The sequence below is a fragment of the Capilliphycus salinus ALCB114379 genome (genome assembly GCF_047276495.1).
GTDB classification, from domain to species: Bacteria; Cyanobacteriota; Cyanobacteriia; order Cyanobacteriales; family Microcoleaceae; genus Capilliphycus; species Capilliphycus salinus.
Genome location: NZ_CP178543.1, coordinates 7,391,230 through 7,415,741, shown reverse-complemented (window position 1 = coordinate 7,415,741; position 24,512 = coordinate 7,391,230). Strand labels below are relative to the sequence as shown.

General features: G+C 44.2%; 18 protein-coding genes. 13 read left to right on the top strand and 5 right to left on the bottom strand.

Features of this window, described 5'->3' with window-relative positions; all coding sequences use genetic code 11:
- Positions 1-19: 19 nt before the first annotated feature.
- The 4 genes from ACL6C3_RS30140 to ACL6C3_RS30125 all read left to right on the top strand — a co-directional run bounded on the left by ACL6C3_RS30140 (position 20) and on the right by ACL6C3_RS30125 (position 5,809).
- Positions 20-1,387 (top strand): leucine-rich repeat domain-containing protein, encoded by a 1,368-nt coding sequence (locus tag ACL6C3_RS30140; RefSeq protein WP_413163780.1) that lies wholly within the window; start codon positions 20-22, stop codon positions 1,385-1,387.
- A 577-nt stretch (positions 1,388-1,964) separates the two neighbouring features.
- Entirely contained in the window at positions 1,965-2,951 is a 987-nt protein-coding gene (locus tag ACL6C3_RS30135) for a ribonucleotide reductase N-terminal alpha domain-containing protein (protein WP_413163778.1), read from the top strand.
- A gap of 456 nt (positions 2,952-3,407) precedes the next feature.
- Positions 3,408-4,625 carry a ribonucleoside-diphosphate reductase subunit alpha gene (locus ACL6C3_RS30130; RefSeq protein ID WP_413163776.1) on the top strand — a complete coding sequence of 406 codons (1,218 nt, stop codon included), beginning with the start codon at positions 3,408-3,410 and terminating at the stop codon, positions 4,623-4,625.
- Positions 4,626-4,729: 104 nt separating this feature from the next.
- Positions 4,730-5,809 carry a ribonucleotide-diphosphate reductase subunit beta gene (locus ACL6C3_RS30125; protein WP_413163774.1) on the top strand — a complete coding sequence of 360 codons (1,080 nt, stop codon included), beginning with the start codon at positions 4,730-4,732 and terminating at the stop codon, positions 5,807-5,809.
- Between the two features lie 192 nt (positions 5,810-6,001).
- Here the strand turns inward: ACL6C3_RS30125 and ACL6C3_RS30120 are convergent, their stop codons facing one another.
- Positions 6,002-8,017 (bottom strand): S8 family serine peptidase, encoded by a 2,016-nt coding sequence (locus ACL6C3_RS30120; protein WP_413163773.1) that lies wholly within the window; start codon positions 8,015-8,017, stop codon positions 6,002-6,004.
- A gap of 551 nt (positions 8,018-8,568) precedes the next feature.
- Here ACL6C3_RS30120 and tadA point away from each other — a divergent pair.
- From tadA to ACL6C3_RS30105, 3 genes are all read left to right on the top strand, one after another.
- The gene (tadA, locus tag ACL6C3_RS30115; RefSeq protein ID WP_413163771.1) at positions 8,569-9,054 is read left to right on the top strand and encodes a tRNA adenosine(34) deaminase TadA; all 486 of its coding nucleotides are present in this window, start codon (positions 8,569-8,571) and stop codon (positions 9,052-9,054) included.
- Between the two features lie 253 nt (positions 9,055-9,307).
- The gene (locus tag ACL6C3_RS30110; protein ID WP_413163769.1) at positions 9,308-10,018 is read left to right on the top strand and encodes a lysophospholipid acyltransferase family protein; all 711 of its coding nucleotides are present in this window, start codon (positions 9,308-9,310) and stop codon (positions 10,016-10,018) included.
- Positions 10,019-10,070: 52 nt separating this feature from the next.
- Entirely contained in the window at positions 10,071-10,463 is a 393-nt protein-coding gene (locus ACL6C3_RS30105; RefSeq protein ID WP_413163768.1) for a hypothetical protein, read from the top strand.
- A gap of 12 nt (positions 10,464-10,475) precedes the next feature.
- On the opposite strand, the gene ACL6C3_RS30100 is transcribed toward ACL6C3_RS30105, so the two are convergent.
- From ACL6C3_RS30100 to ACL6C3_RS30090, 3 genes are all read right to left on the bottom strand, one after another.
- Positions 10,476-11,153, bottom strand: coding sequence for a Uma2 family endonuclease (locus ACL6C3_RS30100; protein ID WP_413163766.1), 678 nt, complete (start codon positions 11,151-11,153; stop codon positions 10,476-10,478).
- A 258-nt stretch (positions 11,154-11,411) separates the two neighbouring features.
- On the bottom strand, positions 11,412-12,584 hold the full coding sequence (locus tag ACL6C3_RS30095) for a pyridoxal phosphate-dependent aminotransferase (RefSeq protein WP_413163764.1): 1,173 nt from the start codon (positions 12,582-12,584) through the stop codon (positions 11,412-11,414).
- Between the two features lie 303 nt (positions 12,585-12,887).
- Positions 12,888-13,082: a hypothetical protein gene (locus tag ACL6C3_RS30090; RefSeq protein ID WP_413163763.1), complete on the bottom strand. Its 195-nt coding sequence runs from the start codon at positions 13,080-13,082 to the stop codon at positions 12,888-12,890.
- A 417-nt stretch (positions 13,083-13,499) separates the two neighbouring features.
- On the opposite strand from ACL6C3_RS30090, the gene ACL6C3_RS30085 reads away from it, so the two are divergent.
- From ACL6C3_RS30085 to ACL6C3_RS30075, 3 genes are all read left to right on the top strand, one after another.
- The gene (locus tag ACL6C3_RS30085) at positions 13,500-16,151 is read left to right on the top strand and encodes a TIGR03960 family B12-binding radical SAM protein (RefSeq protein WP_413163762.1); all 2,652 of its coding nucleotides are present in this window, start codon (positions 13,500-13,502) and stop codon (positions 16,149-16,151) included.
- Positions 16,152-17,479: 1,328 nt separating this feature from the next.
- On the top strand, positions 17,480-19,597 hold the full coding sequence (locus tag ACL6C3_RS30080; RefSeq protein ID WP_413163761.1) for an Rne/Rng family ribonuclease: 2,118 nt from the start codon (positions 17,480-17,482) through the stop codon (positions 19,595-19,597).
- Positions 19,598-19,657: 60 nt separating this feature from the next.
- On the top strand, positions 19,658-20,257 hold the full coding sequence (locus ACL6C3_RS30075; protein ID WP_413163759.1) for a ribonuclease HII: 600 nt from the start codon (positions 19,658-19,660) through the stop codon (positions 20,255-20,257).
- A 22-nt stretch (positions 20,258-20,279) separates the two neighbouring features.
- Here the strand turns inward: ACL6C3_RS30075 and ACL6C3_RS30070 are convergent, their stop codons facing one another.
- A complete protein-coding gene (locus tag ACL6C3_RS30070) occupies positions 20,280-20,864 on the bottom strand; it encodes a DUF1997 domain-containing protein (protein ID WP_413163757.1) in 585 nt (194 codons plus the stop codon).
- Positions 20,865-21,178: 314 nt separating this feature from the next.
- On the opposite strand from ACL6C3_RS30070, the gene pheA reads away from it, so the two are divergent.
- From pheA to ACL6C3_RS30055, 3 genes are all read left to right on the top strand, one after another.
- Positions 21,179-22,018 carry a prephenate dehydratase gene (gene pheA / locus ACL6C3_RS30065; protein ID WP_413163755.1) on the top strand — a complete coding sequence of 280 codons (840 nt, stop codon included), beginning with the start codon at positions 21,179-21,181 and terminating at the stop codon, positions 22,016-22,018.
- Between the two features lie 94 nt (positions 22,019-22,112).
- Positions 22,113-22,919 carry a calcium-binding protein gene (locus ACL6C3_RS30060; RefSeq protein ID WP_413163753.1) on the top strand — a complete coding sequence of 269 codons (807 nt, stop codon included), beginning with the start codon at positions 22,113-22,115 and terminating at the stop codon, positions 22,917-22,919.
- Positions 22,920-23,001: 82 nt separating this feature from the next.
- A complete protein-coding gene (locus tag ACL6C3_RS30055; protein WP_413163752.1) occupies positions 23,002-24,447 on the top strand; it encodes a hypothetical protein in 1,446 nt (481 codons plus the stop codon).
- Positions 24,448-24,512: the final 65 nt, after the last annotated feature.

The window sequence follows — 24,512 nt, the reverse complement described above, 5'->3', positions numbered from 1 at the left end:
AGTTTTTCTGGAGGTAAATATGTTGAAATTGCAACCTCTTAAAGCGGGAATTAAACTGTCTGTAGTCCTGAGTTTGGGTTGGGGAATTTCCAATTGTTCAGTGCTAGAAACCGCCTTTGAACCTTTCATTCCCGAGTCTTCAGAGTCTACACCTCAGCCAACACCTTCACCACAAGCTAAAGATTATCGTACCTTCTCAGATTGGTGTTCTAGCCGTGAAACTTTGCCGTTAGAAACTCAACAAACCGTTAATATTTTATTGCAAGTCGCCGGAGTAACCGACTGTAAATTAGCTCAAAAACGACTTTTGGAAGTCACAGAAATCGATCTCAGTCGCAGCAAAATTAGCGATCTTTCTCCGTTAATTACCTTACCTCATCTTACCCGTCTCAACCTCAGTGAAAATAAAATCACAGACGTAACTCCTTTATCGACTTTAACCAATTTAACCCGACTCAATCTAAGCAGCAACCTGATTCAAGATTTGAGTCCTCTCGCCGATTTACCGAATTTAGAAATATTACTTCTTTATAAAAATGAGATCGAAGATATTCAACCGCTTTCTAACCTCTCAGGATTAACCGAACTCAGTTTAGACAGTAATAAAATTGGCGATATTACTCCGCTTTCAGAACTGAATAATTTAACGAATTTGAGTCTCAGTGAAAATCAAATTCAAGATTTGAGTGTAATTGCAAATCTAGAAAATTTAACTCAACTCAGTTTAAACGCAAATAAAATCAGCAATATAACCGATTTATCCGAACTTACAAATTTAACGAAATTAAACCTCAAAACCAACGAAATTGAGGAAATTGGTTCTTTATCTAATCTCAGTAATTTAAAAGAACTAAACCTCGACAGTAATAAACTTACAAATATTAGTTCTTTATCTTCGCTGACTCAACTGGAAACCTTAAGTCTGAGCGAAAACAACATTACCAATATTCAACCCCTTTCTAATTTAGAAAACTTAACAACTCTCCAACTGAGAAGTAATGAAATCTCGGATATTAAACCCTTAAGTTCTCTCTCCAACTTAACCGAAGATTTGAACTTAATTGATAATAAAATTGGTGATATCAAACCCCTCTCAAATCTCCAAGATTTAACGCGACTGGGATTAAGTAAAAACGAGATTGTTGATGTCAAACCCCTCTCGAATTTAAATGAATTGGTGATTTTGTATTTAGATGAAAATAAAATTACCGACGTTAAACCGTTAGCTAGTTTAACCAACCTAACCGAACTTAACCTTTGGAGTAATCAAATTAAAACGATAGAATCCCTTTCTCCTTTGGATAATCTCACCTATTTGGGGTTACAAGAAAATCCGATTGAGAAAAAACAATGTCCGGTACAACCCAAATCTATTTGTCAATTTTAATTAGTGTTAAAATTCCCCCCTCGCCTTGTAGGAGAGGGGCTGGGGGAGAGGTCATAATATGATGTCCGGTTGATTAATACTTGTTATGGGGGCGGGGGCGGGTTTACCTTAATCTCGGAGTTGTAGTAAAGATTTTAGCTGAGGCGCGCCCCTACAGAAAGAATGATGATTGATTAGCCGGACATGATATAACCCAATATTTAAGGACAATTGTATCTCCCCACCCCCTTTTTTAAGGGGGGATTAAGGGGGGATCGGAGGGAGATTATAGAGGGGTCGAGGGAGGTTGGGGGAGAGGTCACAACCCAATATTTTTTTAACAATATTTTGAACCTACAATTCGGAAGATTATCTTAAACAATACAATCGCTAAAATATAATCTAGTCACCTTTCTTGATTTAGAAATCAAGTGTATTTTTATGTATATAGGTATACCTAATTTTGAAAAAATCTACCTTAAGTTATACTTTTAATTACACCAAATGTAGCGTAAATTTGAAAGTTTGTCAATGACTATCACTATATCTGGTTATAGAGTACATTGGAAAAATGTCATTAAAATGAAGAAGTTTGAGTATGCAGACCCTACACCCAACGGCCATTCCCTCAACAAAGAGCGAAATTCAAGTGATCCGGCGAGATGGATCGCGAGCCGACTTGGACATCTCAAAAATCCGTAAAGTCGTGAATTGGGCTTGTGCGGACTTGGACGCCAACCCGATCACCCTGGAAGCCGGGTTAACAACTCGTCTGCGAGATGGGGTGACAACCCGCGAAATTCAAGACAACCTGATCAACTGTGCGTTAGAGTTGTGTAGCCCCTCAGAACCCGACTGGCGTTATGTAGCGGGGAGGCTGCACATCTGGAGTTTGTGGAAAGATACACTCGCCCACCGAGGCTATCGCTACGAAAACTATGCCCGCACCGTTCAATCAAAAGTTAAAACTCACGAATATGATTCAAGAATATTAACCTACACCAAAGAAGAACTGCAACAAGCGGGAACTTGGATCGATCCACAATGGGATAAAGATTATGATTATGCCGGGGCGGTGTTGTTGACAAAACGCTATTTGTTGACCGATGAATTGCCCCAAGAAGCTCTATTAACCTGTGCGTTGCTGTTAGCTTCCGTCGAAAAATCGGAAAAACGATTATATTGGGCAAGACAATTTTATGAAGCCATTGCCAAGCGTAAAATTTCCTTAGCGACGCCTATTTTAGCGAATCTTAGAATTCCGAAAGGTTCTCTAAGTAGCTGTTTTATTACCAGCATGGATGATAACTTAGAGAGTATTTTTGACACCATCAAAGATGCGGCTAGAATCTCTAAAAATGGGGGCGGTGTGGGTACAAATGTCAGCCGAGTTCGCGCCACCGGCAGTTGGGTTATGGGCAAAGCAAATACTTCTGGAGGGGTGATTCCTTGGATTAAATTATTAAATGATACCGCGATCGCAGTCAATCAGGGCGGCCGCAGGGCCGGCGCAATTACGGTTAGTTTGGATGTTTGGCATTTAGACGTGCCAGAATTTCTAGAAATGCAGACGGAAAATGGTTAATTTTAGCCCTTTATATCAGTAATGATATGAATGCACCTCCTGAATTGCTGGGAAACCCTAAAGCTGTTTTAACGACAACATAACTAGAAATAGTCAGTGTGAACGTTTAAAAATAAAACAGATGAAACAATGGGCAATCAGCAGCCGAGATTCTGTTAAATGAATCGGGTTCAACGACTATTCCAAACGGAAGTACACTCAAGCGAGTGGAAGTAGGAGGTATCCTGTCGTAAAATCTCTAAATTATTACAGGATAAAGATATAGTCTGGTCTTACATGAAAGTGTAAGTAGTCTTCAATCTCCCCGAGTTTAAGCTTTACAAAAGAACAACTTCTTCTCCCAAAAAGAAGTGACACTGAAGACAGTCTTGATGTCGCGAATCAAGATGAACATTAACGGACCAACGTCGTAAAGCTTATGATATCTTTCCCCAATTAGTAATACCCGATGAGTTCATGCGTCGGGTGATTGCCAAAGAAGAATGGACGCTGGTTGACCCTTTTGAGGTGCGAACTAAATTGGGGATTGAACTGGCAGAATTGTGGGGTGAAAAGTTTGAGTTTGCTTATCAAGAAATCGAACAAAACTTAGACAAAACTTTAACACTCTACAAGAAAATAAATGCTAGGGAACTGTTTAAAACCATGATGCGATCGCAGGTTGAAACCGGAATGCCCTATCTCTGGTTTAAAGATACTGCAAATCGCGCCAACCCCAATTCCCACGAAGGATATATTCCGGGGGGGAATTTGTGTCAAGAAAGTTGGTCAAACGTTTCTCCGGGAAAAGAAGCCCATACCTGCAACCTCAATAGTTTAAATTTAGCCAATCTCGAAGACGGAGAATTAGCCGAAATTTGTGAAATTGCCGTGCGTTTACTCGACAATACCATTGAGTTAACTTGTCCTCCCTTTGAAGACAGCAAAATTCACAATCAAAAATACCGAACCATTGGCGTTGGGGCGATGGGTTTGGCGGATTGGTTGGCGAAAAATCGACGTTCTTATCAGGATTTAGACGCCATCAGTCACCTGTTTGAAGATATTGGTTACTACTGCACAAAAACCTCAATGGAATTGGCAAAAGAAAGGGGCGCATATCCGGCTTTTGCAGGAAGTTCTTGGAGTGAAGGAAAGTTAATCGGGGCGAAACCTGTAGAATGGTTTTTGGAGAATGCTGACCAAAAAGAACGCTGGCAACAATTGAGTTTAGATATCCAAAAATACGGGATTCGCAACTCTCATATTACCGCCATTGCCCCCAATACTTCATCTTCCTTGGTTCAAGGCTGTACGGCCAGTATTTTACCCTGTTACAGTCGCTTTTTCTACGACAAATGGGCGAAAGGAACCGTCCCCATTGCACCGCCTTTTATTCGGGATTATTTCTGGTTTTACCCCGAAAATAAAACCCTCAATCAACAAACCGTTGTTAAAGCCGTCGCCACCATTCAAAAATGGATTGATACCGGAATTTCGATGGAGTTGATTTTCAACTTAAATCAAGGCGTTTATTTCCCCGAGGAACCCGAACGTTCTATCAAAGCTAAGGATATTTTTGAAACCTTAGTTCTGGCATGGCAAGAAGGCTGTAAAGCGATCTATTATATTAGAACGGTACAGCGTGACAGCTTCAAAGAAGCCGACGAAACCTGTACCGCCTGCGCGAACTAATCTGTCAATTCGTCGTTAGTTGTTGCGGTTTATAACTCGCGCCAACTAACGACGATTAACTCAAACCTATCAACTGGAACATCGCTCAAATTTACTCACAAACCATGACAACAACCCTGGACGCTTTTAACAGCAAACCCACCTCAAAAATGCCCATTAATCCCATTTTTAACCCGGATGGGAATGACGATCTCGAACACCGTTCAATTTGGTTTGGAGATACAACCAACCTCATGCAATTGAATGATGTTCGATACCCTTGGGCTGTTGGTTTGTATAAACAAATGCGAGAGAACTTTTGGGTTCCCGAGAAGCTAGATATTACTCAAGATGTCGTTGATTATGGAAATTTAACCGCAGATGAACGTCGGGCATTTGATGGAATATTGTCTTATTTAACCTTCTTAGATTCCATTCAAACCTGCAATATTCCCCACCTAAAAAGTAGTGTGACCGCCCCCGAAATTAGCTTGTGTATGGCAGAACAAGTCTCTCAAGAAGCCATGCACAACCAAAGCTATCAATACATGATCGAAACCATTATTCCCTCGGATCGCCGAACATTTGTTTATGACTTTTGGCGCACCGATCCGGTTTTGCGCGATCGCTGTGAATTTATCGCCCGATTCTATCAAAACTACATCGATAATCCCAACGCCGAGAACTATTTTGTCGCATTAATGGCCGACTTTTTACTGGAAGGACTCTACTTTTATAACGGGTTTATCTATTTCTATAACCTCGCCTCTCGAATGTTAATGCCGGGGTCAGCCGATATTTTCAAAATGATTAATCGGGATGAACTTTCACACGTTCGTTTGTTCCAAAAATTAATTCCCGAAGCCCGACAAATTTTCCCCCATTCCGTCGAACAAATTTATGAAATGTTTGACACCGCAGTACAACACGAATGTCGCTGGACCAATCATATTGTCGGCACTAATATCTTAGGAATTACCGACACCAGCACCGAACAATATACCAAATATCTCGCCAATACGAGATTGCGTTCAATTGGTTTGCAACCCCTCTATTCTGAACCCCGGTACAGCAAAAGTCCCTACACTCACCTGGAACGTTTTTCAGATACCAAAAAAGAAGCCCACACCAAAGCCAACTTCTTTGAAGCCAGCGTTACCAGTTATGTCATGTCTTCAGGAGTAGGGGGTTGGGATGAAATTTAATCCTTTAGGATGAAGCCACAAACCCCCTCTTTCAACGACAATACTATCAAAGGTTGATTGAGTTCCCCCAAATCTCCCCTGGTATCGATACTAGGGGAGTTTTATTTTTGATCACAAACCGGATTTCTGGCGACTGCTTTTAGCTGAATCCCCTCTATTTTTCGTGATCGAACCCGGTTTCTCAGATCGGATTTATGTTAATTCAATCTTTGTAGAAGGATCTGCGGTTTGAATTAAAATATCCTCAACTTGAGTGGGCGTTAGATTGGGATTGGCTTGCAACATCAACGCCACCACACCCGAAACGTGGGGCGCCGCCATCGAAGTTCCCGAAAGAAATCGATAGGGAACCCCAGAAGCAACCGGTACCGTTGAATAAATATCCCCAACATCGGAAAAACCCCCGTCTCCTCCCGGTGCAACCACATAATTAAGCGGTAAAATACCCGCTTGATTGGAGAAACTTGAAAGTTGATTATTGCGATCGACAGATCCCACCGCAATTCCAAATTGATTGGCAAAACGCGCCGGATAAGACGGGAAACTTCTGCTTTCATTTCCCGCAGCAATAACCACAACAACTCCCTGTTCAACCGCCCAACTAATCGTATCTAAAACCTCGCTAATATAATCATTTCCTCCCAAACTCAAATTAATCACATCCGCCCCATTTTCTACTGCATAACGAATCCCCCTTAAAGCATCGCTAACCTTACCAAAACCATTTCTATCTAATACTCGTACAGGCATAATTTCAGCATTGGGAGCAACCCCTGTAATTCCCACTCCATCCCTACTCGCACCGGTAATTCCCGCCACATGAGTTCCGTGACCATTCAAATCCATCGGATCGTTATCTTGCTCCACAAAATCCCAACCTCGACTATCATCTACATAGCCGTTATTATCATCATCAATCCCATTATTCGGAATTTCATCGGAATTACTCCAAATATTAGCAAATAAATCGGGATGATTATAATCAACGCCGCTATCAATCACCGCAACCACCACATTTTCTCCCGTGATTCCCTGCGTCCAAACTTCCGGCGCACCAATTAAATCTCGCCCCCAATCATTACCGCCCAAATCGGCAACATCGGGAAAATCAGGCACTCCCAAACTTTGAGAAACCGCAGCCGAAGCATCGGTTAAACCGTACCCAAAACGGCTATCAAACCCTTCAAGGATTGTCGGATTATTAAATTGGGGATTGGGTGTGGCAGAAACCGTTAAATTATAAGCCGTATCGCCCTGATATTGATAAACAACAACGTAATAAGTTCCCGCCAGCAAAGCATTAATTGACAAAGACTCCGGCAAATTATCCGGTTTTTGAGAGGTATTAATAATATCGGTAATATCAATTTCTTGATTATTATTAATATCTTGCAACAACACTACATCCGCATCCGCCGTTAAACCCTCAAGCACAATATTAATATCGCTATCAATCTCGATATCAAACCGATAAATATCTTGGGGGGCTACATCTCCCACAAATTCACTCACCGTAACGCTTCCTAACGTTCCCAAGTTTGTGGCTTGACCTAAAGTAGAATCCGATGCGATCGCCGTCGCAATTAAACGACCATCTAACTGGCTGGGAATTGTATTTAATACCGAAGCTAATACCCGATTATTTAACCGATCAATAATTAAAGTGTTGATCGCACCATTTTCTAGAAATATCGGCTCTAAAAGCAGGTTAGATTCCGGCAAATTATCCGGTAATTTTATTCGATCTGATAACGGGTCAAAATCAACAATTACATCGGCAAAAGGCATCGAGTTCGCTTGGGTTTCGTTCATTAAAACGATAGTATCTTCTCCCAAACCCCCCAGCAAAAAATCTATCCCCATACCGCCCTCTAGCAGATCATTTCCCTCTTGTCCGACGATAAAATCATCCCCGAAACCGCCTGACAATGTATCATTACCCGGCTCGCCATAAAGATCATCATTTCCTCCATTTCCGGCAAGAACATCATCTCCCTCACCCCCGGTAATGGTATCATTAATATCGCTGCCCATTAAGTTCTCATTTCCCGTGTTCATCTCTTGAAACTCGGAAACTGCTAAACTCAATATCCGATCATAATCACTAGAAACAGATAAACTTTCTAGATGGGTGTATAAACCGGAGTCAACAATAAATGAATTAACTTTGTTTTCTAAAACAAAGCCATCTTCGAGAAAATTAAACATGAGATTATCCTAACTCGTTAAGAGACAAGTTCTATCGACTTTCTGAAATAGAGCGAAGACTTCCGAATCAATTTCAGAAAATCATGCTTCAAACACCCCGAAGTGAAAATTTATACTGAGTTCATCACCGAATTATCGGCTTTTTGAAGCTAAGTTGTACAACGGCTAGCTTTTCGGCTAATTTTTGTCTAAAATTAAGCTGAGGTGACTTGAGTTCAGTTCAATCCCCAAGCGGGTGTACATATCCTACAGAACCCACCCCAACCGGAATCACTGTTCACCCCCAACTCGATAAACAATAGCCTATCTATTCCTATTTTAAAAATTTTATCTGATGCTTGTATTAATTTTTTCTGAATCTCAAACCCATTCTTCTTATTAAGATTTGTACTCAGTTTTCAAAACGCTAAGATTAAGTTATCCTCAATGATTATACTCTCGAACACAATCGAGATATAACAGTAAAAATTGATGGAATCTCAGAAACTTGACTATGATTTTCAGACCCTCTCAGTTTGCTCAATCAATGATTCGATCAAAAATCCAAAAATATGGATTGGTATAGCACCCATTGTCACTGGATGAAACGAGCCTTAGACCTCGCTCAAAGGGCTGGAGAAGCCGGAGAAATCCCCGTCGGAGCAGTTATTATTAATGCTCAAGGTCAGTTACTCGCAGAAGCAGAAAACCGACGAGAACGCGATAGCGATCCAACCGCTCATGCAGAGATTTTAGCCCTGCGAACCGCAGGCCAAAAGCTAAAAGATTGGCATTTAAACCAATGTACACTCTATGTTACTCTAGAACCCTGCCCGATGTGTGCCGGAGCGATTGTGCAAGCGAGAATTCAGCTTCTCATTTACGGAGTAGACGATCCCAAGACTGGTACAATTCGCACCGTTGCCAACATTCCCGATAGTGCTTATTCCTTCCACCGTTTGGAGGTTTTAGGCGGAATTCTGGAGTCAGCTTGTCGCCAACAGTTACAATCCTGGTTCGCCGAACGTCGTCAGGATCATCACCGGCTCAAAGGTTAAAAAAAGGTTAATCTTAGCCCAACTCAGGATACATACCCCTGACTGTTTCCTTCGACTTGGGGACGGGTTTATGTAAATCTTTGAGTAGTAGTAAAGATTGTAAGCCGAACCCGCCCCTACAGGAGGCGGTGAGTGAATTGGCCCCTTTCCCCTCCAAGCCAAGACAGTATAAGAACTGTCATTTAGATAAACGACAGCACAGGATAAAAAATTTACCTTAGAGTCAAGAAATCAATTCAACACCGATCCACTTATGATGACACTTGACTTCAAAGAATCACCCCTGAAAATGCCAACCTCTCCCAAGGGAAAATTGACCATCTCTCCGGTGTCGCCCTGGCTAACTGCTCTAGCTTATCCGCTTGGTCGTTTCCTCGTCCTACCCTCTTATTTCCGCAAAATAGAGGTCATCGGCCAAGAAAACCTTCCCAAAACCGGGCCTGTGATTCTCGCACCCACCCACCGTTCTCGCTGGGATGCCCTAATGATGCCTTACGCTACGGGCCGTTGTGTTTCCGGACGGGATTTACGATTTATGGTCACAGAAGACGAAATGAAGGGCATCCAGGGGTGGTTTATCCGCCGTTTAGGAGGGTTTGCGGTCAATCCCCGACATCCCAGTATTGCCACGCTCCGCTATGGGGTAGAATTGCTCCGTCAGGGAGAAATGATGGTGATTTTCCCCGAAGGTAATATTTTTCAAGATAATGAAGTTCACCCCCTCAAACCCGGACTCGCTCGTTTGGCCCTACAAGCCGAATCCAGTCAAGCCAACCTGAATGTTCAAATTGTACCCATGTCCCTGCATTACACGCCTATTGTTCCCCGTTGGGGTTGTCGGGTTCGAGTTAATATTGGGAAACCCTTATCCGTTGCCAACTATTGTCAGGGTTCAGCCAAACAAAATGCAAAACATCTGATTGGTGATTTAACCACTGTTTTAACAGAACTTGATCGGTGCTAAAATTTATATCCAAAATAGATCAATTAGATCTTTTTTGTTTACCCGAGTAACAATGGACAATTTTCCATTTCAATCCGGTCAAATTGTTAAACTCACCCACGAGCGTTATTTTCTCTATGCAGAAGTGATCCAAGTCGTTAGCGCTCGTCAGGTTTGTTGGGTACGGCCACTAATGTTGTTAGAATTTTCAGGTGATCCTCATTCTCCTCAACCTCCCTCGTGGGAAAATTCGCCCCAAACGCTATACAATTTGCGAGAGAGTTCTGACCTCATTTGGCCGTTAAAATTATTTCAACCCGCTTTGGATACAGAAGTGATTCCCCTGTTAGTTCGCTTAGACTCTCCCGACGGAAAAACCTCCCACGCGGCGACAACCGCCCATCAACAACTGCGGGCTTTTATTGGTCAGGTTTGGCAAGCTTATCCCGATGTATTTTCCAAATAATTAAATAAAATTTTACTGCGGTTCAATACCAAGCGATCGCAATTGTTCGGCCAGTTGTTGGGCGCGAAGTTCCGCTTCTTGGGCGCGAATTTCCGCTTCTTGAGCCGCTTCTGTCGGTGTTGGAACCAAATTTCCTTCGGCTGTCCAATACCGCAAAACCTCCTGTTCAACACCTAAATATAACCCCAACTGTTCGCTCCAACGCCAGTTATTAGAATTGGGAGAAATTTCTTCATATTGATCGCCAATCAATCTAAATCCTTGAAACTCAAAATTTTCGGGAGAAAACCAAAAATATTCGGGTGTCCGAAATCGATTTTGATAGAGTTCTTTTTTATCAGTTCGATCTACATTTGCGGTGGAAGGCGAGAGTAACTCAATAATTAAATTGGGATATCTTCCCTCTTCTTCCCAAACGACCCAAGACTTGCGGGGATGTTTTTCTGTAGGTTTAACTAGAAAAAAATCAGGCCCTCGAAACTCCCGATTTCGCAATTGTTGACGGCTAAAATAAATCGTTAAATTAGCTCCAATAAAAAAATCTTCCCGTTCTCGCCAGAGCCATTCTAAACAACTCACCAATATTAATAACTGGGTATAATGTAAAGAACTTTCCATTTCAGGTTCATCACTCTCTAGTTCTGACGCATCTGGCATCAAAGCCTCTAATTGTTGGGCTGTTAAGACCATGTTTTTGACCTCTACAATCCTGCTCAACACTTGATCATTTTCTATTATGCGTTAAGATGAGACTTGATCGCCAATTTTTATTCAGTCCCAATCCGACTAAGAATGAAGTTTTCAGGGTTCATTATTTGATCACAAAGCCCGAGTCAAGCTGTTAGTTTGATTGACCTCGGGAAAATAATTCTTATTTAATCCTCTTCCGGTCTCTTCTCCCGTTCGGAGAAAGTTGGGGAGAGGTCGATCAACAGTAGAAAGAAGTGATTAACAGTAACAAATCCCCGCCTTTTTCATCCGTTCAATCGCTTCTTGAATTCGTTCTTCACTAATCGTAATTGCCATTCTAATAAACCCTTCTCCCGCCAAACCATAACCGCTACCGGGAGCAACAACAATCCCGCATTTTTCTAATAGTAAAGTCACAAACTCTGTAGAAGTATAACCCGACGGCACCGGAACCCAAACATAAAGCGTGGCTTTCGGCGCTTCTATTAACCATCCCATCGATTTTAACCCCTCAACCAAAATATCCCGGCGTTTTTGATAAATAGAAACCATCGGTTCGCGGTCGGCTTCTAACGTCGAATAAGCAGTAATAGCCGCTTTTTGAATCGCTTTAAACACGCCCGAATCGACATTACTCTTAACTTGACTTAAACCTTGAATTCCGATACAATTACCCACAACAAACCCAATTCGCCAACCGGTCATATTGTAAGTTTTCGATAAGCTGTGAAACTCAATTGCAGTTTCTTTCGCCCCCGGAACTTGCAAAATACTCGGCGGTTGGTAGCCATCAAAAGCAATTTCAGAATAGGCGTGATCGTGGCAAAGCAGGATATTATATTCTCGACAAAACGCCACCATTTCCGCAAAATCTTCCAAAGAAGCAACCGCACCGGTGGGGTTATTCGGATAATTAATCCAAAGTAACTTAGCTTTACGGGCGACTTCTTCGGGAACCAAACTTAAATCCGGAAGAAACCGATTTTCAGGCTTCAAGGGTAACAAATAAGGTTCTCCCCCTGCAAATAGGGTCGAAGTGCGATAAACTGGATAACCGGGGTCGGGAATTAACGTTAAATCTCCCGGTTCAACAAAAGCCAAAGCGGTGTTGTGAATGGCTTCTTTTGACCCGATCGAAGAAATCACTTCCGTTTGCGGGTCCAGTCCAACCACCCCAAACCGACGTTCCATCCAGTTTACCGTTGCTTGGCGATATTCATTTAAGCCTTGGTAGGGCGGATAATTGTGAGTTTGAGGATCGTCTAAAGCTGCGTGCATCGCTTGCAGCACCGGAGTTAGAGTCGGTAAATCCGGATCGCCAACTCCCAAATTTATCAGATCTATCCCTTGGGCGAGTAATTCTTCTCGCTTGCGGTTAATTGCGGCGAACAAGTAGGGGGGAATCTTCTCTAGACGTTTGGCAAATTGCATGAGCGCTCATAACAGGCGATAGGCATAGCCTAGAGATCATACCAAAAAAGTTGAGTTTTAGAGGTTCAGATCGGACTGAAAAACCATCTTATGTAATAAGCCGTTCAAAAACGATGGGTCTATTGCCGTACAAAAACAATCACAATAGAACAATTTTCGGGAAACCACTCAGAGATTAGCTTGAATTCTATAAAATTTATTTATACAAATTCAACCTAAAATTTCAGTCAAAACCGTTCTAGAATGAGGTGCAATATTTTATCATATAGATGCACCAATTGCTCTAGGTTTTGCGGTTTGATTTTAAGGACTCGGAACCAGTTGAACCCGCCCCGCATCCATTTCTTCCATTAACAGTTCTAGGGCTTCATAGTCCGTATCCGAAATATAACCCAGTCGAGTGAGTTCAGTATTGATCTCCTGTTCGATCTCAGGTGTCAAGCGCTTGAAATAAAGTGCCTTGGAAACAAGTTGGCGAATTACATTGGTAGCTGCCATGATTGCTATTGGGGTAACTCTGCTTTTGTTAATTCTCTAACGAATACCGTTCGACGCTTGTGATCTTAAAGTTAAGTTTAAAGTGATCTGCATCACCAAAACTGGCAATCCAACCAAAAACCCTGATAGAATGTCCAATTTTCAACCGACTCAACCCAAGCGGATCTGATCAACTCAGATGGCTGGACAAACAAATTTGTTCCGGCTCGTACATCCAACTCCCCTACCTCAACTTACCACTTTTGTCGAGATCTGCTCAATCCATAACGTTAAAAATCCGATAAAATTCCGATAAAATAATGAAGAACTATTAATCAATCAACAAACAAGAGTCACACTGAAACAGTCAATAAACGATGCGGTGACTCAGTAAAATCTATCTTTGAACCCAGAAACTGATGCACAGCGAGGTTTACAGTGGCAGTAGCAGTCGAAAAACTCATTACCCCCGATATACACCAACCCGCCCGCTATTTAGGGAACGAGTTGGGGGCCAAACATAAACCCTGGGACTCAGCCAAAGTCCGTTGGGCATTAACCTATCCCGAAATTTACGAAGTCGGCGCCTCCAACCTGGGCCATATCATTCTCTACAACATCCTCAACACCCAACCTCGCCAACTTTGCGATCGCGCCTATCTCCCCGCCCCCGATCTCGCCGAAAAACTCCGCCAAACCGAAACCCCCCTATTTGCCGTAGAGTCCCGGCGGCACCTCCAAGACTTTGACATTCTCGGCTTCAGTCTAAGCTACGAACTCGGAGCAACCAACATCCTAGAAATGCTAGACTTAGCCAAAATTCCCTTAACTTGGAAAGAACGGCAAAACCCCGACGGCAACACTCCCTTCGGACAATATCCCTTAATCTTTGCCGGCGGACAAACCGCCACCTCCAACCCCGAACCCTACGCCGACTTTTTCGACTTGATCGCCTTGGGAGACGGAGAAGAATTATTACCCGAAATTGGCCTAATTCTCGAAGAAGGCAAGGCCAACAATTTAAGCCGAGAAGACCTACTCCTGGACTTGGCACAAATTCCGGGGGTCTACGTGCCTCAATTCTACGACATGGCAGCAGACGGATCGGTGCATCCCAACCGCCCAGACGTTCCCAAGCGCATTCTCCGGCGCGTGGCGACTCCCATGCCCGCCTATTCGATCACAATGGTCCCCTACGTCCAAACCGTCCACGATCGCCTGACAATGGAAATTAGGCGGGGCTGTACGAGAGGTTGCCGCTTTTGTCAACCGGGAATGTTAACCCGTCCGGCCCGAGATGTGGAACCCGAAGCCATTGTCGATGCCATCGAAAAAGGCATGAAAGCCACCGGATATAATGAATTTTCCCTATTATCGCTGAGTTGTTCGGATTATCTAGCCTTACCCGCCTTGGGAGTCGAAATCAAAAATCGCCTCAAAGATCAAAACGTCTCGCTGTCCTTACCCAGTCAGCGGGTCGATCGCTTTGATGAAAATATCGCCAATATTGTCGGCGGAATGCGACAAAGTAGCCTCACCTTCGCCCCGGAAGCGGGGACCCAACGAATGCGCGATATCGTTAACAAAGGGTTAACCAACGAAGAACTCCTGCGGGGGGTAAAAACCGCCTACGAACAAGGTTGGGATAAGCTGAAACTGTACTTTATGATCGGTTTACCGGGCGAGACGGATGCCGATGTGTTGGGGATAGCCGAAACCGTGCGGTGGCTGCTACGGGAATGCACCGCCCCCAAGCGGCGACGGTTGAATATTAATCTCACCATCTCTAATTTTACGCCCAAACCTCACACGCCGTTTCAGTGGCATTCGGTTTCAACCGCCGAGTTTCAACGCAAACAGGAGTTACTCAAAGCCGAATTTCGCCGTTTAAAAGGGGTAAAGGCGAATTTTACCGATATTCGCATTTCCGCGATGGAAGATTTTGTCGGACGGAGCGATCGCCGCTTGGCCCCGGTGGTGCGTCGGGCTTGGGAACTCGGAGCCGGAATGGATGCTTGGTGGGAAAGCCAAGATCGGGCGTTTGCGGCTTGGACTCAGGCTATTGAAGAAGCCGGGATGAGTTGGAAATACCGACAGATCGAGAATGGCGAGTGGAATGTGATGGAGTTAACCGACTCGGAAACAACAGAAACTCAAGCCCTCCTCGATCAGCCTTTACCTTGGGATCATATTGATACCGGAATTGAGAAAAAATGGTTGAAGGAAGATTTACAACGGGCGTTAGAAGCGGCGACGGTTCCCGACTGTTCTTTTGAAGGCTGTTCTCACTGTGGGGTTTGCGGGGTTGATTTTGGTCACAATATTGTCATCGAACCGCCAGCGATACCCCAATTTTCCGGTCATTCCGTCCCCGAGTCCCAACGGGTTGAACGGATGCGGGTGGTGATGGGAAAACGGGGGAATATGGCCTTGGTGGGTCATTTGGACTGGATGAAATTGCTCGATCGCATGACCCGACGGGCTGGTTTGCCGATTTCGTTTACCGGGGGTTATCATCCGAGTCCCCGCATTTATTCGGCGAATGCTTTGGCTTTGGGGGCTACCAGCAGCGGCGAGATTATTGAGTTTGACCTCACCGAGTCGATGGAGGTTGGGGCGTTTCGAGAGGTTTTAATCAGCCATTTACCGCCTGATTTGCCGGTATATCAGGTTGAACGTCTTGATGTCAAGTCGAAAACCGCTTCTCAGTTTTTGGAACAGGCAGAGTATTTGTTAACGTTAAGGTCGAGTGTCGGTGTAGAACAGCACCGGTGGTTGGAATGGATCGGGGCAATTCTTGAGACTCAGGAGATGATTTATCAAAAAACCACGAAATCTGGTAAAACTCGATACATTAATTTGCGCGAACAATTGTTTGAGTTAGAGTTAGTTGATGTGGGCGCTTGCCAAGATTTGGGTTCGCCAGATGTCGATCAAAACCAGACTGTAACATTACGTTATGTCGGAGGATGTCGTAACGATGGGACTCAACTGCGTCCCGAACAAATAGTCTATATGTTAGAACAAGTGAGCCACCAGGAGTTTGAACTGCTGCATCTTCACCGTTTACGGCTGATCCTGCGGGAGTAAACCGTCGGGAGAACTCCGCCAATGAGAAGGGGATTTTTCCTCGATCTCATTCGTGGGGTCGGTTAGACTCCGATCAAAAAGCGCAGAAAATTGCCCGTCTTTTGTTGTATCAAAATAGATGTTATTATAGAATTTAGGGCAAAGGCTACAAGCAGTGACAATCTTTAGCTAGAGTCGCTTGTTTAGATCGGTGAGACAACCGAGACAGCAGAAGAACTCCACTGGGAAGGTTCCGGAAAAAGCTACCCTCCTGTTTAGATAGGGCAAGCTAAATAAAGATGTCACCGGGGAAAAATTTTACACCGTTTTATCCAAAAAACCTCTGATGGGAGAACTTCATAAGGGTTGAGGTGAGAACCCAACAGAGCGATTCTGTTCGGAGCGATTCGTCAAAACTTTGAGGATTGAACCAGCAGATCGGTATAAAATTCTAATCAAAGGGTTCAGTTGCTCGTTGTGGAATTTCTCAACACAGGTCGGATTTTCCCGTTAAACTTATAAAACGGGAGTCGATCTCAAAGGGTTGAAATTTGCCTGAATTGCGATTTAGCAGCATAGGCGATCCGATCTAATAAATAAATTCTGGCAAGAGATAGCTAAGGGAATCGATGGTTCATCCTAGAGTCAACGGCAAAAGAAGTAGTCTTGATCCGAAAATTGGGGATGTTTAAGTTTGTTAGATGAATCCTTTGAGAAACTCAGTTCCTCAATCAACTTATCAAACTTTGGCTCTCCCTATTCCCCTTAAAAAAGCGGATTTGTATTGCTGAAACTCACGATAGAGTCCTCTAAAAGTAGGCTTTTTTGCCTGAGTCAGCAGTATATTGAGCGGGTCTGCGGTTGAACGTCCTTAAAGCTAAACAAACCAACTATTATCCGAGAAAAAAGGATAATTAACAACAGAGTCAAGCGGTCAGCGAAGTCAACTCAGAAATGATTTCAACGTTAATCATTTCTTATTCGAGAAACCCACGATCATTGTCAAGTCCTATTTTTCTCTGATAGAAGCGGATAAATCAGATGTTCAAGCACTGTGAAAGGTCAACCGGATTTCCAATCCAATAAAAGTTGCAAAAACCGAAAATGATTACAGTTCACCCTTTATCAACAGGTTAGTTTAGCGAATAAGGAAAAACCAAAGTTGCGACATTTTGCTTGTAAAGTTTATTATTTTGGAAATGCTCTGTGAGCCGATTCAAATGGGGAATTCGCCCGTTCCCACTCTACTGGTTAGAAGAAACATCATTTATCAACGAACAACTCAAGTCAACATCAGAGGTACACGCAGCGTAGCTGCCTCCTGTGTTGCCAAGTTTTGAGGAAATTAGATGTCAAAACAAATTATCATTGCCGAACAGCATCGAATAGCGGCTGTTTTCTCCGAAGATCAGATTCAAGAACTCGTTGTTGCCACCGGAAGTCACCAAGTTGGCGATATTTATCTCGGAGTTGTTGAAAATGTCTTGCCCGGAATTGATGCCGCTTTTGTTAATATTGGGGATGCAGAACGAAACGGATTTATCCACGTTTCCGATCTCGGCCCTTTACGACTGAAAAAATCTTCCGGTTCCATCACCGAATTATTAGCACCCCAACAAAAAGTTTTGGTGCAGGTGATGAAAGAACCCACCGGAACTAAAGGCCCGCGACTGACCGGAAATATTACCTTACCGGGGCGGTATTTAGTTTTAATGCCCTACGGACGGGGCGTGAATTTATCCCGGCGGATACGCTCGGAAACCGAACGAAATCGCCTCAAAGCCCTGGCAATTTTAATTAAACCTTCGGGAATGGGTTTGCTGGTGCGAACCGAAGCCGAAGGAATGGCAGAAGATGCCATTTTAGAAGACTTGGAAAGCTTGCAAAAACAGTGGGAAAATATTCAGCAAGAAGCCAGTTCCACCCGTCCTCCCGCTTTGCTCAATCGCGATAACGACTTTATTCAACGGGTGTTGCGCGATATGTACAGCGGCGATGTTAATCGGATTGTGGTTGATAATCCCACCGGGATTAAGCGCGTCAAGCAACACCTGATTAACTGGAGTGTTGGTAAAGCCCCTCAGGGGGTTTTGATCGATCACCATCGAGAACGAATTCCGGTTCTAGAATATTTTCGGGTGAATGCGGCAATTCGCGAAGCCTTGCGACCTCGGGTAGATTTGCCCTCGGGCGGTTATATTGTGATTGAGCCAACCGAAGCCTTAACCGTGATTGATGTTAACTCCGGTTCGTTTACCCGGTCGGCCACTTCCCGAGAAACCGTGTTGTGGACCAACTGCGAAGCCGCCACCGAAATCGCCCGTCAGTTGCGCCTACGCAATATCGCCGGGGTGATTATTGTCGATTTTATCGATATGGATTCTCGCCGCGATCAGTTGCAAGTCCTCGAACATTTTAACAAGGTTCTCAAAGCCGACAAAGCCCGACCCCAAATCGCCCAATTGTCCGAGTTGGGATTGGTTGAGTTAACCCGCAAGCGTCAGGGACAAAATATCTACGAGTTATTTGGTCGCCCCTGTCAAACTTGTGGCGGTTTGGGTCATTTGGTACATCTTCCCGGCGAGTTACCCGAACCCGAACCGGCCGCAGAAAGCACTGTTCCCGAACGGATTGTTTTAACTCCCCGCACCAGTTTGTCCGGCGGTTTACCCGAAACCGTAGAACGGCTACCGGAAAAAACAACGCCGATTTTAGAGGTCTCCCCGCAACAACGCAGCGAACCGGAAACGATGGAGCTAGATCCTTCCAGCAATTTACAGGATTTAGAGCTAATTAACCATCCGAGTTATCAAGATCTGACCACCGGTACTAACGCTCGTCGGCGTCGGCGTCGGCGTTTAGATTCTTTGGTTCACGAAGATGAACCCGCCCGCAATAATTTGCGCTTGCCAACCACCGGATACAATGAGAATCGTCAGGAACTTCAGTTATCGGAAGTTGTACCCGCCCGGACCGGTTTGGCAGAGCGAGGAAGTCGGACCTCGAAATCGGATACTTTGAAGCCCGCGACCGAACCCCCGGAAGTGATTTCTGTTGAAATGACGAGCGACGAGCAGCAAATGTATGCGATGATGGGCATTTCTCCTTTGATGCTTGCTCATCAAAGTCCGAAAAATTCTCGAAATGTGATTGTTACGGTTCGTTTACCCGGAGAAGAACCGCCCTCACCCAAGGATCTTTTAGACGACAAAGAAGAAGGATCGATGGAGGTGAGTCCGCCGAGTTCATCGACTCCGACCCCGCTCGACGACGAGTCAAGCCTGTCGTTTGAGTCGGAGGACCCAGAAGAGTCTTCCGATGAGTTTGGGGTTGAGGAGTTTTCTGGAAGTCCTGACGGGGGGATTTCGGAAGATTCTGAAGAAGGGATGGATCTCGACGAGGATTCTGAAGAAGATTCTTCTCCGAAACGCCGCCGCCGTCGCCGTTCCTCTGCCCTATCAGAATAGTAATTTGATGGGTGGGGCGCACTACTGGGTCAGCAAGTCCTCTGAACAAAGATTGATTTTATGCCTCCATTGATTGCTGGTGTTGATGAAGTTGGGCGGGGTGCTTTGTTTGGCCCGGTTGTGGCGGCAGCCGTGATTTTATCCGATGATGCGCGCGCGGCGTTGACGGCTTCGGGTGTGCGAGATAGCAAACAGTTATCGCCTCAAGTGAGAAAGCGACTGGCTTCGGAAATTGTCGCCGGTGCCTTAGATTGTCGGGTGGCGATAGCTTCAGTGCGAGAAATTGATCGCCTTAATATTCTCCAAGCGACGTTGTTGGCGATGAAACGCTCGATCTTGAAGTTGAAACCGCCTCCAGATTTGTGTTTAATTGATGGGAATCAACCCATTCGGGATTTATTGATTCCCCAACAAACGGTGATTAAAGGGGATCAAACTTCAACGGCGATCGCTTCGGCGAGTATTGTCGCTAAGGTTTGGCGCGATGAGTTAATTGTGCGTTTGGCAAATAAATATCCGGAGTATGATTTGATCAATAACAAGGGATACGGAACGAAAAAACACCGACAAGCCCTGCAAAAATACGGCCCGACTTGTCAACATCGACTTTCGTTTAGTCCCTGTCAACTCTCCCTTCCTCTGGATTTAACTCCGTCTTAAAAAATCAAAATTTCACTCGATTTTAGATGGTTTGACCTTCGCCGGAAAGCACAGACTCGGGCTGATTAACCAAATCGCTTTGTTCGGAAGCCCACTGGCGATAATCGTTGAGAAGATGGTGCATGAGTCTTTGTTTAATGGTGATTAAAACGCTTTTGAGCAAGCCATTTCCGGTTGTTTCTAAAATGGAATGGGGAGTAAATTTTAACGCCGGTGGGAGTTCGACCTGGACTTCCAAGTTGGCTTGACCGGTCAGATGAGTTACTCCTTCTTTCTGGGTTGGGGATAAACGCCCGACTAATTTTAAAGAAAAGCGTTGATTGATGTATTCGATGCCTCGAATTTCGCAACCGACTGATTTTAAGCCAATGGTTCCGTCCGCTAAAGCCCACACTTTGAGGTCTACTGTCGGCTGAATACTGAGCATCATAAACGACAGGGGGCGCATTTTTAGCCGAAAGGTATCTTTGCTGAGTTGTTCTAACCGGGTGGGATCTACCAGGGCGTTCATTAAACGTCTCGGTTGACGCAAATAATGTTGAATGGGAATCTGCTGTTGCGTTACAGCCATTTCCACGGACTGACTCGCATGAAATTGAATAGTCATAGAAGTATTAAAATTGCAATGTTTGTAAACTTATTTTAATTAATTTTAACAATTTGTGAAGTGATCCGGATCGGCAGAGAAATATTGTAAAACAATAAAACAATCTAAATCCTCTATCGGATCGGTTAATTGTCTCATCATACAGGTAGAAATAATGAGTCTAAAGTAAAGAATTATGACAAATTTTATCGACTGATGACCAAAACTAGAAAAAATTGAAGTAATTTCCCTCTTTGGGATGAATCCGAAAGCCAGATTTTCTCCGTTTTCTAGAACCGAAGACTGGAATCGAAACCCAGATAAAATAGATCAAAATGCAACTTTCAATCGCCCATTTAGGCCCATCGGGAACCTACGCCGAGGCCGCAGCCACAGCCTACGTTCGACATTTAGTAGAAACAAAAGGTTTACAATCATCCCTTTATCCCTATCCAAGCATTGCTCAAACTCTATGGGCAGTGGCCAAAGGAGAAGTTGATTTGGGGGTTGTCCCGGTGGAAAACTCCATCGAAGGGAGTGTCAGCATGACCTTAGACACCCTTTGGCAAATTGATAGCCTGAGAATTCAGCAAGCTTTAGTATTGCCGATTTCTCACGCTTTGATTTCCCTGGCTGAAAATCAACAAAACATTGAAGTGGTTTACTCCCACCCTCAAGCCCTCGCCCAATGTCAGGAGTGGTTAAATCAAAATCTTCCCCAAGTGCGACAAATTGCCACAAATTCAACCACAGAAGCCTTACAGCATTTAGACCGGGAGAGAAGTGCCGGAGCGATTGCTTCCGAACGAGCCGCGAGTTTATATAAGTTGCCAATTATGGCTCATCCCATTAATGATTATCCCGATAATTGTACTCGTTTTTGGGCGGTGAGTTTACAACCGTCTCCGGGGGGAAGTCATACCTCTTTGGCTTTTAGTGTACCGGAAAATAAACCGGGCGTGTTGGTTCAACCGTTGCAGGTATTTGCCAAACGAGGGATTAATATGAGTCGGATTGAATCTCGTCCGACAAAACGGTTACTGGGAGATTATTTGTTTTTTATCGATCTTGAGGCGAATACTTCTGATCAATCAGTACAATCGGCTTTAGCTGAATTGGCAACTTATACGAAAACTCTGAAAATTTTTGGGAGTTATTCCATTGTTGACCGTTAATTGTAGCGAAGTCAAAGCCAGCCAACAAAAGCGCATAAGTTCTCTCCCTCAGAGATAAGTCTGTATGACTCTCTAATTTTTAGGAGATGAACTGGTGACTTCTACTACAACAGCTACTATTTTGTCAGACACTCTTTCCGGCACGTCCGAGAGCGATATTATTTTTGGCTTAGAAGGGAATGACTTGATTACCGCCGGAGATGGAAATGATACGATCAACGGCAATCAGGGAGATGATGATATTAGGGGCGGTTCGGCCAACGATGTGATCTATGGTGGCCAGGGAGATGACCTGTTAGATGGGGATATAGACAATATTATTGACGACCTTTTCCCCTCTTTTGCTGAGTTGGAGAGCGGCAATGATTTAATATTTGGGAATCTGGGTGCAGACTTTCTTTTTGGGAATCGATTGTCTGATACCTTGTTTGGAGGTCAGGGAAATGACTTTTTGGTTGGAGGTCAGGGAAACGATCTGATCTCTGGCGATTTAGAGAATGATACTTTGGTCGGTTTTGAAATAGAATCGACGACATCACCGATAATATCACCGCCAAGTTTTAACTTGTTTGGCAATGAAAAAGATACGTTAATTGGTGGAGCGGGAGCAGACGAATTTGTTTTGGCAGATACGACAGAGACTTACTATGACCAAGGAGGCAATGACGATTATGCTCTGATTGTTGATTTTAACTTGGCCCAGGGAGATTTGATTGTGATTAGAAATGCCGATGAGTATTTTTTGGATGATATCACCTTACCGGGTTTGGGGCCGGGTGCGGGAATTTTTCGAGAGACAACTTCTTTTGGCTTTGGCAATAGTTCGGGGGAACTGGTCGGATTTGTGCAAGGCGGAAATGCTAACAGTTTGACAGGATTTGGAAAGTTTGTCGCTGTATAAGTAAACGTTAATTTTGTACGACTGGGCTAACCTTCGAGCTTGTGTAAGTATAGTTGTGCATTTTTTATCGTAGGATTTTCTCATGTATCCTTCGTCTCAAGGCATTCCAAATTTACCGGATTTAACTCATCCTTCGGAGCTAATTAATTTTGGCTCAAATTTTGTTCTATTTTCTTGGAAATTGAGCCTGTTTATTTTAGCGTTTGGCTTGGTGATGGCGGTTCTGATTTGGTCGAATTCTCGTCACGGAGAGTCAACCATCGCCGCCATTCTGCAAGGGGGGTTAAAACGCTATCTTTTTCTGATTCAAAAGTTACCCCACATCGGTTTGATTTTGGTGATTTTGGTGGGGGGATTTTTTCTGTGTTCGACTCTGGCGAACCGATATCATCATTGGGAACAACAAAAAGTTGCTCAAGTGGCGACGACGGTAGCCGGTGAACGCCTCGAACAAGCGCCCCCTCAGGTTCGTTATGAAATCGAAGAAACTTATACCCGCTATCGTTGGGTTGATAATCAACAAATTGAGGAACAAGCAACCCAGAAGGTGAATCGGTTTTTGGCGATCGCAGGTTCGCAAATTCAAGTTAGAATCGATCAGGCTACCGATCCGGCAACTCGTCAGTGGTTGTACAGTGTGGGTTTTGAAGCCGAATACGAGGTGGTGAACCGACTCAGCGATATTGAGCAGTTTTTCTTTGAAGTTCGTCCGCCTTTTGGGTATAAGCTTCTCCAAGATTTTCAAGTCGAACGAGAGGGGAAAGCTTTGGTATCGATTAATCCGGGGGATTATGGGTTTCCGTTTCGGTTGGCGCCCGGACAAAGCACAAGGTTTCGGGTGGTTTATCAAGCCCAAGGTGCGCCCCGTTGGGTTTATGAACCGATGGGACAACTGCTGTCCAATTTTCGCCTGACGGTTTTGGCAAATTTTGCTAATGCTGATTTTGCGGGGGCTATTCCGACGGTGACGCAGGAAAAAGAAGGTTTGCGAGAGCTAACTTGGATTTTTGAGGGGAATGTCTCGGTGCGTAATCCCTTGGGGGTGTTTACTGCGACCGCTCCGGTTACGAATACGGGAGTTTTACCCCGGTTGTTGCTGTTGGCGCCGGCTATTTTTCTGTGGTGGATTCTGTTACTGAATCTTTCGTTACCGTTGAGCTTGAGAGATATTGCGATCGCGGGCGGTGTTTTCTTTGCTTGTTTGCTGACACTGACCTACAGCAGTCGGTTGATCGATGCTAAATTGGCTTTTGTTTTGATTTGTCCGATTTTATTGGTTTTGATGGGCGGACTGGGAAAACATCGTCAGGCGGGTTTGGCGGCGATTATTTGTACAATTGCAGGGGTGGCAATACCCGTGTTTGGTTTATTGATTCCCTACAGTGGTTTGACTCTTAGCCTAGCAGGACTGCTATCCGCAGGATGGTTAGCAGTCCAGAGTTGGTATGATCTTAAATTGGGTTTAGCAACAAACGCTACTGCTGAGATGGAGAACAGAGAAAACAGAACAGAGGACAGAAAGAATTAGAGAAAAAATTCATTTCTGTAGACTGGAATTGTTATCAACAGATTGGGTTTGCTGCTGTTGGAATT

Excerpts from the sequence above, each read along its gene's own strand:
- ACL6C3_RS30105 (WP_413163768.1), top strand. The coding sequence starts at position 10,071 with ATGGACAATTTTCCATTTCAATCCGGTCAAATTGTTAAACTCACCCAC.
- ACL6C3_RS30090 (WP_413163763.1), bottom strand. The coding sequence starts at position 13,082 with ATGGCAGCTACCAATGTAATTCGCCAACTTGTTTCCAAGGCACTTTAT.
- ACL6C3_RS30080 (WP_413163761.1), top strand. The coding sequence starts at position 17,480 with ATGTCAAAACAAATTATCATTGCCGAACAGCATCGAATAGCGGCTGTT.
- ACL6C3_RS30095 (WP_413163764.1), bottom strand. The coding sequence starts at position 12,584 with ATGCAATTTGCCAAACGTCTAGAGAAGATTCCCCCCTACTTGTTCGCC.
- ACL6C3_RS30100 (WP_413163766.1), bottom strand. The coding sequence starts at position 11,153 with ATGGTCTTAACAGCCCAACAATTAGAGGCTTTGATGCCAGATGCGTCA.
- ACL6C3_RS30075 (WP_413163759.1), top strand. The coding sequence starts at position 19,658 with ATGCCTCCATTGATTGCTGGTGTTGATGAAGTTGGGCGGGGTGCTTTG.
- ACL6C3_RS30055 (WP_413163752.1), top strand. The coding sequence starts at position 23,002 with ATGTATCCTTCGTCTCAAGGCATTCCAAATTTACCGGATTTAACTCAT.
- ACL6C3_RS30130 (WP_413163776.1), top strand. The coding sequence starts at position 3,408 with ATGCGTCGGGTGATTGCCAAAGAAGAATGGACGCTGGTTGACCCTTTT.
- ACL6C3_RS30135 (WP_413163778.1), top strand. The coding sequence starts at position 1,965 with ATGCAGACCCTACACCCAACGGCCATTCCCTCAACAAAGAGCGAAATT.
- ACL6C3_RS30110 (WP_413163769.1), top strand. The coding sequence starts at position 9,308 with ATGATGACACTTGACTTCAAAGAATCACCCCTGAAAATGCCAACCTCT.
- ACL6C3_RS30070 (WP_413163757.1), bottom strand. The coding sequence starts at position 20,864 with ATGACTATTCAATTTCATGCGAGTCAGTCCGTGGAAATGGCTGTAACG.
- pheA (WP_413163755.1), top strand. The coding sequence starts at position 21,179 with ATGCAACTTTCAATCGCCCATTTAGGCCCATCGGGAACCTACGCCGAG.
- ACL6C3_RS30125 (WP_413163774.1), top strand. The coding sequence starts at position 4,730 with ATGACAACAACCCTGGACGCTTTTAACAGCAAACCCACCTCAAAAATG.
- ACL6C3_RS30140 (WP_413163780.1), top strand. The coding sequence starts at position 20 with ATGTTGAAATTGCAACCTCTTAAAGCGGGAATTAAACTGTCTGTAGTC.
- ACL6C3_RS30120 (WP_413163773.1), bottom strand. The coding sequence starts at position 8,017 with ATGTTTAATTTTCTCGAAGATGGCTTTGTTTTAGAAAACAAAGTTAAT.
- tadA (WP_413163771.1), top strand. The coding sequence starts at position 8,569 with ATGGATTGGTATAGCACCCATTGTCACTGGATGAAACGAGCCTTAGAC.